The sequence below is a fragment of the Candidatus Peregrinibacteria bacterium genome (assembly GCA_030700255.1).
In the GTDB taxonomy this organism is placed as follows: Bacteria; Patescibacteriota; Gracilibacteria; order UBA1369; family JABINC01; genus JABINC01.
Genome location: JAUYJN010000030.1, coordinates 1 through 14039 on the forward strand (window position 1 = coordinate 1; position 14039 = coordinate 14039).

At 38.9% G+C, this 14039-nt stretch carries 11 protein-coding genes; 8 read left to right on the forward strand and 3 right to left on the reverse strand.

Annotation, left to right across the window (positions count from 1 at the left end):
- The 7 genes from Q8P68_03740 to Q8P68_03770 form a co-directional block, all read left to right on the forward strand.
- A partial coding sequence (locus tag Q8P68_03740; GenBank protein MDP4008275.1) for a hypothetical protein occupies positions 1–264 on the forward strand: 264 nt, incomplete at its 5' end.
- Between the two features lie 851 nt (positions 265–1115).
- Positions 1116–1391 carry an HU family DNA-binding protein gene (locus Q8P68_03745; GenBank protein MDP4008276.1) on the forward strand — a complete coding sequence of 92 codons (276 nt, stop codon included), beginning with the start codon at positions 1116–1118 and terminating at the stop codon, positions 1389–1391.
- Positions 1392–1527: 136 nt separating this feature from the next.
- Complete coding sequence (gene pheS, locus Q8P68_03750; protein ID MDP4008277.1) at positions 1528–2571, forward strand: phenylalanine--tRNA ligase subunit alpha; 1044 nt, start codon at positions 1528–1530, stop codon at positions 2569–2571.
- A complete protein-coding gene (pheT, locus tag Q8P68_03755; GenBank protein ID MDP4008278.1) occupies positions 2572–5001 on the forward strand; it encodes a phenylalanine--tRNA ligase subunit beta in 2430 nt (809 codons plus the stop codon).
- Between the two features lie 8 nt (positions 5002–5009).
- Positions 5010–8231, forward strand: a complete 3222-nt coding sequence (locus tag Q8P68_03760) for a transglycosylase domain-containing protein (GenBank protein ID MDP4008279.1) — start codon at positions 5010–5012, stop codon at positions 8229–8231.
- 99 nt (positions 8232–8330) lie between these two features.
- Positions 8331–8573: a hypothetical protein gene (locus tag Q8P68_03765; GenBank protein ID MDP4008280.1), complete on the forward strand. Its 243-nt coding sequence runs from the start codon at positions 8331–8333 to the stop codon at positions 8571–8573.
- Positions 8560–8991: a type II toxin-antitoxin system VapC family toxin gene (locus tag Q8P68_03770; protein MDP4008281.1), complete on the forward strand. Its 432-nt coding sequence runs from the start codon at positions 8560–8562 to the stop codon at positions 8989–8991. Before Q8P68_03765 ends, Q8P68_03770 begins: the two co-directional genes overlap by 14 nt.
- A 28-nt stretch (positions 8992–9019) precedes the next feature.
- On the opposite strand, the gene Q8P68_03775 is transcribed toward Q8P68_03770, so the two are convergent.
- Positions 9020–10603, reverse strand: a complete 1584-nt coding sequence (locus Q8P68_03775; protein MDP4008282.1) for a glutamine synthetase family protein — start codon at positions 10601–10603, stop codon at positions 9020–9022.
- Positions 10604–10795: 192 nt separating this feature from the next.
- Here Q8P68_03775 and Q8P68_03780 point away from each other — a divergent pair, with 192 nt between their 5' ends.
- Positions 10796–11542, forward strand: a complete 747-nt coding sequence (locus Q8P68_03780; GenBank protein ID MDP4008283.1) for a helix-turn-helix domain-containing protein — start codon at positions 10796–10798, stop codon at positions 11540–11542.
- A gap of 46 nt (positions 11543–11588) precedes the next feature.
- Here Q8P68_03780 and Q8P68_03785 read toward each other — a convergent pair whose 3' ends face one another.
- Both Q8P68_03785 and prfB read right to left on the reverse strand, forming a co-directional pair.
- Positions 11589–12752, reverse strand: coding sequence for a Fic family protein (locus tag Q8P68_03785; GenBank protein ID MDP4008284.1), 1164 nt, complete (start codon positions 12750–12752; stop codon positions 11589–11591).
- A gap of 167 nt (positions 12753–12919) precedes the next feature.
- Entirely contained in the window at positions 12920–14020 is a 1101-nt protein-coding gene (gene prfB, locus Q8P68_03790) for a peptide chain release factor 2 (protein ID MDP4008285.1), read from the reverse strand.
- Positions 14021–14039: the final 19 nt, after the last annotated feature.

Genomic DNA, 14039 nt, shown 5'->3' on the forward strand with positions numbered 1-14039 from the left:
ATTTGGGGTAAAGTGTACGATGATCGTGGTATGGGGAATACTCCAAGTAGAGACGCTTTATGTGGCTATCCACAAGCATCTCGCGAATGCCAAAGTATTGGCGAAGGTTGTGATGATGGAGTCGGTGCCTACGCCTTCTGCTCGGAGAAAGAAAACTTTCTTGGAATCGGTGAGCCGAAAAGAGTCGTAATCTGCATTTCGCAGCAAACCGATGATCCGAAAATGGCAGAAGAAATTTTCAAAACATTCAAGTGGATTGACTAAAAATAGTATAAGAATCGGATAAGTCATCCCTTCCAACGTTAATATCGATATTAACTCAAATCCGTCCAATTCAAACGCTATGATAGATAATCATGGATATCCTCAAAAGTGTTCACGTGAACACTCTTAGCCCCGTTCAAGGGCTCAAACAAGCCATTTCTATTTTTAATCACATCATTCGTCAATCGGATAGGGGAATAAATGACGCTGAAAAGAATTTAGAAATGTCCTATGTTTCACCAAGTAGAAATGTCCTATTCTCATATTTTTAAGTGGTTAATGATTTGAATTCATGCACTTTTTGTTGCTGAAATAAGTGCGCTGAACTAGGCATCGGTACCTTTAAGCCTTTCCGTCTACCGTCTTTTCCCACCCGTTTCCTAGCTTTCAAAAGTGTGCGGTCGCACACTTTTAGGCTCGTTTAATGGCGGAGGGAAGCCTTTTTTTAAACATAGATTTGAGCGTTAAAATGCAAACTGCATTCAATAGCTGATGCGAGCCAAAACTAAATAGAAATAGGAATTATTTTTTACCTATATCCCACAATTTAATATGAAAAATCCTATTATTCGTTGTTTTGAGCGAATAAAATGACATTTAAGGGTCGTTTTAAGGTTGACTACGCGGGTAAAAAAGTGTGTTACAGGCGACTGATAAATGTCGGTAAAATGGCTTGACTAAGCGGTTGACTCGTCATAATGCGCAGGTAGAAGCCAAAAAAAACGAATTGACAGTAATTATATTTATTTTTTTGGCTTAGAAAGGACTATAAATAAAAAACATTTGAAATGTATAGGCATTGTTGCCTATAATTCCGTGCGGTTTTTTATTATTTCCTAATCCAAAAGGTTATGACTAAAATGGATCTAGTTAATGCTATGGCTGATGCAGCAGGTATTACTAAAAAAGCGGCTGGAGAAGCTCTAGATGCTCTTCTATCTGCAGTTACTGCTTCTCTTAAAAAGGGAAACAACGTAACTATTACCGGTTTCGGTACTTTCCGTGTTTCTCACAGAGCAGCACGAACTGGAGTTAATCCAAGGAACCCAAGCCAAAAGATCAAGATTCCTGCTATGAAAGTTCCTGCTTTCAAGGCTGGTAAATCTCTAAAAGATGCAGTTAGATAACTCTAACCTTCTTTTTTAGAAGAGTCTTTTATAAGAATAAGGCCCCGTAGTACATTAAATACTGCGGGGTTTTTTCGTTATTTTTTTTAAAACCTCAGTTGCATTTTTGAGCCAATTCTATATCCTTGATTTCGCTATGAAAGATAAACTCGAAAAAATAAAAAAGGAGGCCCTCGAAACATTACCAAAGCTGAATACGCTCGATAGTATTCAGGAGTATGATGTAAAGATCTTTGGTCGAAAGGGTGATATGACAGAAGTTCTTTCGGGTATGAAAAATTTATCCGCAGAAGAAAAGCCGGTTATAGGAAAGTATGCAAACGAAATAAAAATAGAACTTGAAACGGCCTTCGCGCTCCGCCGCAGCGTAGTTGAAAAAGAAGAATTAGAAAAGTCACTTGCAGAGGATTGGATAGACTTAAGCGCGCCAGGCCGCGCCCCTGTATCCGGAACTATCCACCCCCTAATGCAAACACAATCCGAAGTGGAAACAATATTTAATTCTATGGGGTTTATGGTCGCGGACGGATTTGAGGTTGAATCGGAACACTACAATTTTGATGCGCTCAATATCCCAAGTCATCATCCGGCACGTGATATGCAAGATACATTTTTCCTAGACAAAAAAGCTGATCCGGAATTCGGCAAACTCGTACTTAGAACTCACACATCGCCGGGACAAATACGAAACATGCAAAAATATGGAGCTCCACTCAGACTAATCATACCTGGGCGAGTTTTCCGTAATGAAGCTCTGGACGCAACACATGAACATTCATTTGATCAGGTGGAGGGGTTGCTCGTTGATGAGAATATTTCAATCGCTTCTCTCAAAGGAGTTATGAAAGAATTTTTAACAAAACTTTTCAAAAAAGAAGTTAATGTAAGGTTTCGACCGGGATATTTCCCATTTGTAGAGCCGGGATTTGAACTCGACTTCTCATGCCTACTTTGTGATGGCAAGGGTTGTAGAACCTGCAAAGACACAGGCTGGGTAGAATTCATGGGATCCGGAATGGTTCACCCAAAAGTCCTCGAAGCAGGAGGGATTGATTCAAAAAAATACCAAGGATGGGCGTTTGGCTTTGGCCTCGACCGACTCCTAATGATGCGCTACAAAATAGAAGACATCCGCAACCTCCGCAGCGGAGACCTCAGATTCGTAACACAATTTAGATAAATGAAACTCTCACTCAACTGGATAAAAAAATTCGTAGACCTACCTGAATCTGATGCAAAAGAGCTGGGAAACTTACTCACGCTCAGAACGGCAGAGGTTGAAAGTGTTGAAAATGAAGCAGAGTTATTTGAAAATATGTACATTGCTGAAGTAACTAAAATTGAAAAGCATCCTGATGCTGACAAGTTATCGGTATGTGAATTAAGCGTTGGGAAGGAAAAAAGAACCCTCGTATGCGGTGGCCAAAATTTGAAAGAGGGAATGTTAATTGCTTATGCTGACAAAGGGTCAAAAGTAAAATGGCATGGTGAGGGTGAATTGGTAAAAATTGAATATGCGAAAGTACGAGGGATTTTGAGCGAAGGTATGATTTGTGCAGGTGAGGAGATAGGTCTCGAATGCGATAATCCTGAGGGTCAAAAATTCGTTCGAATAAAAGACTTAAGCGATACGAAAGCAAAACCCGGGACTCCTCTTGCAAAAGCACTAAATAAAGATGACATCATTTTTGAAATAGACAATAAGTCCCTAACTCACCGACCGGATCTTTGGGGGCACTATGGTTTTGCGCGGGAGTTTGCGGCGATTATGAAAAAACCACTCAAGGCGCTAGATGAAAAATTTGATTTCCCGAAAGATAAAAGTCCTCTAAAAATTAATTCAAAAGATAAAAAGGCTTGTCCGTATTTCGGAGGCGCTATAATAACTAATGTAAAAATAGAAGAGTCTCCACAGTGGATAAAATCACTTCTACAAGCTGCAGGTGTTCGCCCTGTAAATAATATAGTAGACATTACAAACTATGTAATGCTCGAGCTTGGGCAGCCTATGCATGCCTACGATAGAAGTTTTGTCGCAGAGGATTTCTTGGAAGCTCGATTTGCAAAAAAAGGTGAAAAACTAGAAACGCTAGATCATAAAGAAAGAGAATTATTAGATACTGATTTGGTAATTGCAAACTCCAAAAAGGTACTCGGCCTTGCCGGAGTTATGGGAGGGGTGAATTCTGAAATAAAAGACGAAACAACTGAAATAATTTTAGAAGCGGCGAATTTTGATGCCGTTACCGTTAGACGAACAAGTACATACCACGGGCTTCGCACTGACGCCGTTCAAAGGTTCGAAAAGAGTCTTGATCCGCTGTTTGCCAAGCAAGCCCTGATACGAGCTTGTCAGCTAATAAATGAGCTGTGCCCAAATGCAAAATTCGAAGGTGGGCTTATTGAATTTGATGAATACAAAGTCCCAAATATAGAAATTAAATTGGATCCGTCTATTGTAAAAAAAGTAATCGGGGCGGATATAGATGAAAAAGAAATGATTGATTCGCTCACACGACTAGGGTTCACCGTCAAAAAAGGCAAAGTACTTAATGTAAAAGTGCCCTCTTGGCGTGCGACCAAAGACGTGGATATAGCGGAAGATTTGATCGAGGAGATAGCGCGTATGCACGGATATGAAAATATCGAGGCCAGTCTTCCACCCCTTCCTATCCTTCCGCCAAGAGATTTTCCCGAAAGGGCTCAGAAACATATCGCTCGAAAGATACTTGCACTAGGGCTAAATTGCAGCGAGATCCTAAGTTATTCGTTTTACTCGGAAAAAGATGTAAATTTCTGCATGCTAGATGAGGCGAGGCATCTTCGAGTAGATAATTATCTATCAGAAGATCAGACCCATATGAGGGTAACGCTCGTTCCAAATATGTTAAAAGCCGTATATTTAAATTTAAAATACCAAGATGCTGTAAGAATTTTTGAATTCGGACGAACATATATTGAGAATGGATACATGCCAATAGAAGAAAAATATCTATGTGCAATGTTTGCTGAAAAGGGGAAAAAGAAGAAGTCGGGACCTCTGGATGAATTGTTCTATGATGCCAAGGGGGCGCTTGAGACGTTTCTCAAAAAACTTGGGGCTGAAAAGTACCAATTAGTAAAAACGTCAAATCCACCGGCCTACTCTCATCCTAATAAATGTTTAGAAATAAAATATCGTGGCAAAAGCATAGGGCATGTATTTACACTGCACCCAATCGTTGCAAAAAAATATCAAATCGAAACTCCACCGGCAATATTTGAAGTAAATTTCAGTCAAATTATCGCTTCCGGACTCGATGAAATATCATACAAAGCTCTGTCAAAACTGCCAAGTCTAAGTTTTGATATTTCTGTAGTTCTAGATGAAAAGACGGAGACCTCTGAGGTTGAAAAAACAATAAGAAATCAAGGTGGGAAGCTAATAAAACAAATTGAACTATTTGATATATATCAAGGAAGTAATTTACCAAATGGTAAAAAATCATTGGCATTTAAAATTTTGATGCACTCAGATGAAAGAACTCTCACAGATACGGATATGGCGGATATACAAAAAAAGATATTCGACCAATTGATAAAACAGGGTGGTGAAATTCGTGGTCTATAAAAAAAATTATGAACAACAATTTCGAAACTAAAAAAATTGGTGCAACCAAAGGAGAGGCTAAAAAAAATAGTGATTCATTGCTGAAATCATTTCCAAAAAAGCTCAAATGGAAAAAAATATTTATTCCGGAAAGTTTAAATTGGAGAACATTTGGAAATAAAAACCGGAGAGATGTAAATATAAAAAAATGGATACTTTTAATATGTTTAGGTGGGCCACTATTTGGAATAGTTTTGTTTTTTCTTATGGTGGTATATTTTTCAATAGGACTTCCTGATGTAAAAAATTTGGATCAATACAGAGAGTCTCAAAGTACATTTATATATGATAGAAATGGAGAGGAGCTATATGCAATTCATGGAGATGAAAACAGAGAATCTATAAAATTATTCGATCGGGAAAACCCTGCGTTCAAAAAAGGAAAATGTAGAAAAGAAGCTGATCTATGTACAACTTCAGATGGTTACAAATACATAGTCTTGGCAACTATTGCGATTGAAGATGACAGATTTTATGACCACAATGGATTCGATGCAGAAAGGCTCCTCAAGGCGATCGTTTCTCAATTTTTGCCAACTGTAAGGGCTCGCGGAGGCTCGACTATCACTCAACAATATATAAAAAACACCCTACTCTCACCTGAGCGTACTATTTCAAGGAAGTTCCGCGAGCTTATTCTCGCTGTAAAATTAGAAAATGTTTTCAACAAAGAAGAAATTATGGAGCTATACCTAAATAGTATTCCATATGGATCCAATGCATACGGGATAGAGCTTGCTGCAAAAACATATTTCAATAAAGAGGCTAAAGATTTAACTTTAGCGGAAGCAACTATCCTTGCGTCTCTTCCAAATGCCCCTACGAGATATTCTCCATATGGGGACTATCGATATCCAAAATTACTAAAAACTTTTTCGGAAAAAGAACTGAAGCGTGGAAACATAGAATCGGAATCAGACTTAAATAATGAATTCATTCGTGGGCTACTTGGTACAGTCGTATATTTAGATCAGAGTATCGCCATAGAGGCCGCGACAAAAGAAGGCGAGGCGGCGGAGGCGGTGAGTGAGGACACGGCCCCTGAAAACGAAGAGGTTGTGAGGAAATTACGCTCAACTCCACTTACTGCAAAACTTGGTCCAAATGTAATATATATAAAAGGTCGTACCGACCTGGTACTCCAACGTATGACAGATCTTGGATATATTACCGCTGAAAAATCGCAAAGTGCGCTTGAAGAATCTTGGAACAAAGAGTTCACTCGTGCTAGAGAAAACATACTTGCCCCACATTTTGTTTTGTACATAAAGCAAGTTCTTGAAAATCAATATGGCAAAGAAGTACTTGAACAAGGTGGGCTTAAAGTTTATACGACTCTGGATAATGAATTACAGAAACTCGCTGAAGAGGCGATTCAAGAAAGACATGAATTTAATATAACAAATTATGATGCCGGTAACGCGGCACTAATGGCATTCGATCGTTCAACCGGAGAGGTTCTTGCTATGGTTGGATCGGCAGATTATTTTGATGAAGATATTGATGGAAGTGTAAATATGGCTACCAGTTATATCCAGCCCGGGTCTTCATTTAAACCGTTTGTTTATGCGCTCGCATTCGCTCGCGGCCTACTCCAACCGGCTACAGTTCTATATGACGTCCCTACAAAATTTGGTGGAGAGCAGCATGTTGTTGATAATTATGATGGATTATTTACCGGTCCAATTCCTGTTCGGCGCGCCCTCGCTCAATCTAGAAATGTAACTGCGGTAAAGACATATTTCTTGATTGGAGTACAAGAACCTATAGTGGAATTAGCGGAAAAAATGGGAATTGAATTTTTGGATGGAGCAACGGAACACGGATCCTCGCTAGCGCTCGGCTCCGCAGAAGTGAAATTCTCAAGTCTAGTTGAGGGATTCATGACTATGGCAAATTACGGAGTTCACAAAGACCCGATAATGATTTTAAAAATAGAAAATAATGAAGGTGAAATTTTGGAAGAAATTGAAGTAGCCAAGGTTAGGGAATCTGATCCACCTGTAGAATTTGGAAATATAATAGGTGAAGAGATTGAACTTGATGGCCCTGATAATTTAACAGAATTAACTCCTGAACCGATTCCGGAATTTGACCCGCCATCAAATCCAAGTAGCGTCTCAAATGAAGAATTTGCTCTAGATCCACAGGCGGCTTATTTAATTACAAATATCTTATCAGATACAACGAATAGGCTCGGCCCAAACCTAACCATCCCGGGATGGCCAAATGCGGCAAAAACCGGAACGAGCAATAAACGTTTTGACAATGGAACTCCTGACTTTAGGGGGGACGATAAAATTCTCCCTAGCAATACTTTGGCAATGGGCTACACAAATGAAATAGTAGCTGGAGTTTGGGCCGGAAATACAGACGGCTCTGTAATGAGATGGAATGCGAACGGATACGACACAGCGGCTCCTATGTGGAAAAAATTCATGGTAGGCGCTCACGAATATTTAGCAAAAGAAAAAGGCCTTACACCAACATCTTTTCAAACTCCATACGGTATAACAAAGGTAAGCGTAAGCAGCGCCTCAGGACTACTTGCCAATCCGGAATCAACACCTGAAGAATCGATAGTTGAAGATTTATTTGCTTCATATGCGATCCCAACACAAGTTGAAGATAAATTTATGAAAGTAGCGATAGATTCAAAGACAAAAAAACTTTGGACTGAACACTGCCCTATCCAAAACAAAGTAGAAAGAGATATGGAGCTGCACGAAACTTTATTTGGAGACTTCCCCGGTTGGCAAGCAGGGGTCGACACTTGGGCGGAAGAAAACGATATGCTAATTCCAAAAGAAGTTTGCGATGATGACTATCAACGAGAATTCGAAGTCGACCCAACTATTACAATTTTAGCACCATTTGATTTTGGAGAAGTACCATTCAAACCATTTCAAGTTTACGTATATGCAACTTCACCAAATGGGATATCAAATGTAGAATTTTACCTCGGAGACCAACTACAATTCCAAGACAAAGCCGCCCCTTACATAGGTAGTATTCGGCCTCCGGTAACGGCTGCCAACGGTTCTAAGCGCAACATCACAGTGCGAGCTTTCGACAGTTATGGTTTTTCAAAAGACGCCACTATCGAAGTAAGATTCGACGATCGCCTAGGGAAAATAGAAAAGCCGGAAGGCTTCGACCAGCTCTATACTACGACACCAGCTACTGAATAAACAATGAAGACCTGTCAATGCCCTTCCAAAAATATTTCAAACTTGTAATCCGATAAAATAAGGGGTAAGATTAGGGTGTAACAATTTCACCCCATAAATATGGAAAAAAAATCTAAAAGCAAAAAGGTTAACTTTATGATCAGATACGAAATACTTACCGAGCTGGAAGGGTTCGTAGATAGCGGCAAAAGAAGTGATTTTGTAAATGCAGCTTTAGAAAAAGCTATATCACTATTAAAACGAGAAATTGCTTTCAAAGAAATGGATAAATTAAAAAAAGAATTGAATTTGAAGATGACAACTGAAGAGATAATTAAATTAAAAAATTATGGGCGGAAGTAATAAGAAATGTATAATTGATTCTTCAGTAGCAATAAAATGGCTTCTAAACGAAGAAGATTCTGAGATCGCCATGCATTTGCGAAATTTATATAAACACGACTTGATAGATATCATCGTTCCGAGTCATTTTTACTGGGAAATATGCAACGTTATGGCCAGAAAGGCAAGCGCCGGAGCCTTACGCTTTTTTTCTGAGTTAAGAATGTCAGATATTTTAGAAGTTCGCCTAACCAATAGAAATGCTTTAATGGCATGTAAGCTCATGGAAAAATATCCAAAAATTTCATTTTATGATGCAAGCTACCATGCTCTTGCAATTTTAGAAAAAGGCATATTTGTCACAGCCGATCAAAAATATTATGAAACAATGCGAGAGGAAGGAAGCATAATTTTATTGAAAAATTATAGCTTCAACTAATTCACTAGCTATTTAAACCTACGAAGGCCTAAAATTCCTCCCAAATTACTTGGTTTCTGATTTCATGATGAAACAAAACTTCAGCCGGTTTCACCTGAGTGCCAAGTGTTTGAGGGCTACGCATGGCAACCTCACGTTTTAATTCGCCATATTTTTCTTTGTTTTCAATGCCAAGAATTTTTTCTATAAATTCACTTCCATCATATAGATCAAGCGCTTCATAAATAGTTCCCGGAAGCACCTTTCTATCGCGTGTAATTAGCCCTCTATTCATTTCATCGAGCTTTTGCTCACTCGCCTCTATTCCAGCGAGTCCCGCGCTTAGGATCGCATAAAATGCAAGGTATGGATTCACATCCGGAGCAACGCTCCGCACTTCTATGCGGGCTGATTTTTCATTCCCAAGTGGCACACGAATCATAGATCCACGATCGACCGCAGACACTTTAATTGCGTTCGGAGCTTCGAAATTCGGATCAAGGCGGCGGTACGCATTCACGCTAGGATTTATGATAAGACACAGCCCCGGTGCGTAATACAAGACTCCGGTTATACACCTATGAGCGACCGAAGAAAGAAGCATGTCGCCCTGTTCACTATAAAAAATATTTTTTCCATCCTTCATAAAGGACATATTTGTGTGCATTCCACTTCCATTGATTCCGGCGATTGGTTTCGGTAGAAAGCATGCTGTATACCCCATAGATTTGGCTACTTGTCGCGCCGTAAGCTTGTAGAGGAGAATCTGATCCGCTGTAGTCACGACGTCCGTATATTTAAAGTTTATCTCAAATTGAGACGGCGCAACCTCCGGATGATCTTTTTCATTTTCAAACCCAAGTGCCCTCTGCACCTCTGCAACTTTATCTATAAATTTTCTAAGTTTATCCTGAGGTAAGGTATTAAAATACCCACCCTTCGTCGCATAATGAAATCCACCATTTTCTTTGAAATTCTGCTCAGCATCCACTCCTTCAAAAAGAAATCCTTCGATTTCCGGAGCAACATTTACAGTTACTCCCTGCTCAACTCGAAGTTTTTCTGAAAGGGTATAAAGCTCTGCACGGTAATCTGATCCATAGAGAGAGCCATCTTTATCACACACAAATCCAAACACAAGCACTTTACCGGCTCCAAATACATCTGATGGAATCCATTTGAGCGATGACCAATCAACTTTTAACCTCAAATCTGAATTCGCAAGAGCTGTAAATCCAGTGATTGAAGATCCATCAAAAGTTAAATTATCATAAGACTTCAAAATAAATTCTTTATCATAATCGAGAATATGAAGTTTACCTTCAAGGTCTGAAAAACAAACCATAACTGCTTTTACACTTGGCATTTCGCGAAGCTCATTTGTAAGTTTTTCTTCAAAATATTCTAAGGACGGAGAAGCCTCCTTATCTCTCTTCATAGAGAGATTTTTTTCTTTCAATTCTTCATAAGAAAGTTCAAGGAAATTTGTAAGACCTCCTGTTTTGTGACTAGCCTTGTAATCTTCCAAACCTTTGATCAGTTGCTCAAATGCAAGATCGGAATCTCCCATACCCTTTAACCCACCGCCGCTGAGAGCAGCTTTTAATGAAGATACCATATCTATTGGACTCATATTATTTATGTTAAAGAAATATAAAACATTATTGATATATGCCTATAATAAGACGTGTACAAGCCGGAATTTCATTGCCAAAAACACCTGAAGCTTTTGCTAACAACTGTTAAAGCTCCACTTGCACACAAAACCAAAAGGCACTAAACTCATCTTGTCGGAATTTCCTACAACAATTTAGCATTGACGCATATGGCAAACCTTCGCAAAATCATTCAAGACATCGGTTTATCTGAAAAAGAAGCTCGAGTGTATTTAGCAAGTCTCGAAGTGGGAAATAATAAAGTTTCCGTAATAGCAAAAAAATGCGGCCTCAACAGAGTAACTACTTACGATGTTTTAGAACGGCTACTTGAACATGGGCTAGTTTCATTGGTCATCAAAGATAATCAAAAAATGTACGCCGCCCTGGATCCAAAATCATTTGTGAACCGTTCAAAAGATAAGTTGAAAAACCTTGAAAAAGCCCTGCCACTACTAAAAAAACTCTCATCCAAAACAGACCATCCAAAGATCGAATACTTCGAAGGTATAAATGGTATAAAACAAGTTTATGCTGACACACTAACTGCAAAATCAGAAATATTAAATTACGCCAGCTCCGAATTAATACGCAAAATTTGGCCGGAATATGACGATGAATATATTACGGAAAGAATTAAGAGAAAAATATTTCTCCGAGGAATCGCTATAAATGATGAATGTGGACTCAAGGTGGTTCAAGAGAACGAAAAATCTTACAGAGATATCCGCCTAGTCCCTAATGACCTTTTTGATTTCTCAAACGAAATCAACATCTACGATGATAAAATCTCAATCATATCACTCAAGCACGACCTGGTTGGAATCATTATAGAAAATGAAGACATCGCAAACACTCAACGCTCAATTTTCAAAATGGCTTGGGAATTTACAAAATATTTCAAAAACTCTTGGTGAAATAATGAACCGCATACACGCTGTTATCCGGATGTAAATTTATCCCTTAGTTTTTATTCAAAAAATCAGATATGAAACCTTCATCGGTCAGGCTTTTTATCACACCGCGAAGAAGATAATTGTTTATGAAACTGATGGTATAAATTCGCCCCCCTTTCTTGATTGGATGGATAATGTTTTTATCTCGTAGTTTTGCCATTATGCGTGATTTTTGAAGTGAGCTTTTTATGCCAAACTCATCTAATTCCTCCGATTTCATCTGAATTTCCTTTTTAAGAACGAGATATTTTAGAATACTAAATTCCTGCTCGGTAATATTTCCCCGATCCAAGGCGAAATTCAATGCAGGAAGAAGGATTTTTTCCTGTGTATATTCACGACTGAGCAAACTGTCTATTTTTTCAATTTCATTTTTTAGCCCCGTAAGAAAATACTCCGCCCATTCCAAAATATCGGCGCTCTTGAGTGAATCAGCCTTTCCCAACATATCGTAATATTTATCTCTATCTGTATAAAAAACTGATGAAGGATTGATGATCCTGCCATTTTTCACCCTAAACCCGAGCTTAATAAGTAGGGCGTAATTAAGAAGTCGCCCTATTCTTCCATTCCCGTTGTCAAATGGATGGATATAAGCAAAGCGATGATGCGCAAGCGCAACCATCAGAAGCTGGTATTGTTCAGGAAAAGCTGTATTTATAAACTTCAAGAATTCATCAAAATAATCCGGAAGAACCGTATAGTCAGGCGGTGTATGCTGTGCCTTTTTGATTTGAACATTATGCTTCCGCAAATTTCCCGGATTCCTTGACCCCTCACCATTTGGTGGTGGCGTGAGATCCTTGGTAATGATTTTGTGAAGTTCTAAAATAAAAGCTCTGGAAAGAGGTCTTTCTTCGTCAGCATTGTCTTCGATAAACTTTATTGCTTCATCAAGATTGAGAACTTCCCTTTGTCCTTCATCTTTCTTGGTCTTTTTTTCGATGATTTTTTCAACATACTCCGCAAGAGTGGTGTTATTACCTTCAATTCTTGCTGAACCCAAAGTTTCTAATATCTGAAAAACATCTTTGAGCTGAAAAAAAATATGGGGAGGAAGTTCTCCGTGGAGATTTTTTGAACGCAGTTTTTCCAGATCCAGGATTATATTGGCGAGTTGACTGCCCCAAGAAGGGTCGGGGATATTGATTGTTAAATTGTCACTTGTCATACTTTCTAGTGTAAATTTTATTACTTATCACTACTTTATAGAAATCACCTTGTGAATGCAACTATTTTGCGCGGATTTAATATTATTACTTATCATTTGCTAATCCGCCTTACTTATCAATTAGTCTTATTTTTCCTGTCAAAAGCTGTTGCAAGAAAGATCCATGATTATTCTTTTGCACGAAGTCCCGCCTCGATAACATCGTCAAGATCTCCATTGAGTACATCCTCGACTTGTGAAGTTTCCCATTTTGTACGCAGGTCTTTTACCATTTTGTATGGATGCAAAACATATGAACGAATTTGATGACCCCATTCGTTTTTGCCAAGATTCCCTTTGAGTTGATCAATTTTTTCGACTTGCTGTTCTTCTATCAAAGCCACGAGTTTACCACGCAATTGCGCCATCGCACGCTCTTTGTTTTGATGCTGAGAGCGTTCATTTTGACAAGACGTAACTATCCCCGTTGGGAGATGGGTTAGGCGCACTGCCGAATCCGAAGTGTTAACATGCTGCCCACCGGCGCCACTGGAACGATAAGTATCTATTCGCAAATCTTTTTCATCAATAACTAAACTTTCAATGTCAGTATCTATTTCCGGCACCACTTCAACCAAGCCAAACGAGGTTTCGCGAGTATTTCCGGAATTAAATGGTGAAAGCCGAACCAATCTATGAACACCTTTTTCTTCTTTGAAATGTCCAAATGCAAGCGGCCCCTCAACCAAGATAGTGACATGTTTTATCCCTTCGGGGTCACCATCGGTTTGGTGCAAAATAGTTGTTTTGTATTCTTTTTTTTCTGCATATCGCAAATACATACGAAGCAACATAGCTACCCAGTCTTGAGCGTCCGTACCACCGGCTCCGGAATAAATAGAGACTATGGCATTCCCTTCGTCGTACTCTCCATTCATATAAAGCTCAATTGATGCGTGCTTGATATCTTTTTCCAATTTTGCTGTGTCTTCATGCATCTGCTTTTTATCTTTTTCAGAATCATCATTCTCTTCAAAATACATCTGAAGTAATTCCAAAAGTTCATTTGCTCTCAATCTCAACCCCAACCAAAATTCTTTCTTTTTGAGAAGATGATTTAACTGAGTTGTAACTTTCTGAGCATTCTTTTGATCATTCCAAAAATCCTCATCCATAGTCTGGGATTCCATCCCCCCTATCCTCTCTTCCATCTTTGGCAAATCGATAAAAACAATCGCCTCTTCTACTTCATTTAAAAGGTATCCTAATTTATCCTTGAGTTCCTGCATAATGTGGGGTTAAGTATCA